The 827-nt window shown below is 70.3% G+C and carries 1 protein-coding gene; it reads right to left on the bottom strand.

What is annotated here, in order from left to right; translation table 11 throughout:
* A partial coding sequence (locus tag GXW74_RS27780) for an MBL fold metallo-hydrolase (protein WP_211850178.1) occupies positions 1-827 on the bottom strand: 827 nt, incomplete at both ends.

The following is an 827-nucleotide window of genomic DNA, read 5'->3' as shown; positions in this document are numbered from 1 at the left end:
AGGTAGCGCACCCCGTTGCTCTCGGCTGGCGGGAATCGCCCGGCGCGGATGTTGACCTGGATGGAGGGGAGCAGCAGGAGCGGCGCGGCGAGCTGCGCGTCGCGCTGGGTGCGGAAGGCGACGAACTGGTCCTCGGTGACGCCGTCCTTGACATGGGGGTTGTGGGCGCGCTGCTCGGCGACGGAGGATTGCCAGGCGAAGCTGTCGCGGCCCGGCGCCTTGTAGTCGTGGCACATCCACAGCCGGGTCTGCGGCGGCAGCGCCAGCAGCTTCTTCATCGAGCGGTAGAGCACGCGCGCATCGCCGCCGGGGAAGTCGGCGCGCGCGGTGCCGTAGTCGTGCATGAACAGCGTGTCGCCGACGAAGACGTCGTCGCCCACCTTGTAGGCGATGCAGGCCGGGGTATGGCCGGGGGTGTGGATCACCTCGACCTCCAGCGAGCCGAGCGGGAAGCGCTCGCCATCGCGGAACAGGCGGTCGAAGTCGCCGCCGCCGGGCTTGACGTCGTCGGCGTGGAAGACAGGGCGGAAGATCGCCTGGACGTCGCGGATGTGCTCGCCGATGCCGATCGGCGCGCCGGTCTTCGCCTTGATGTAGGGCGCGGCGGTGAGATGGTCGGCATGGGCGTGGGTCTCGAGCACCCAGTCGATGGCGACGCCTTCCTCCGCCGCGGCGGCGAGGATGCGCTCGGCGAAGGCGACGTCGGCGGTGCCGGAGCGGTTGTCCCAGTCGAGCACCGGATCGATCACCGCGCCGCGCTTCGTCGCAGGATCCCACACCAGGTAGCTCACCGTGTTCGTCGGCTCGTCGAAGAAGGCGCGGATGGC

It is taken from the genome of Neoroseomonas eburnea (assembly GCF_018129005.1).
Classification (GTDB): domain Bacteria; phylum Pseudomonadota; class Alphaproteobacteria; order Acetobacterales; family Acetobacteraceae; genus Neoroseomonas; species Neoroseomonas eburnea.
The sequence above is the reverse complement of the archived record's forward strand: the minus strand, read 5'-3'. Positions and strand labels throughout refer to the sequence as shown.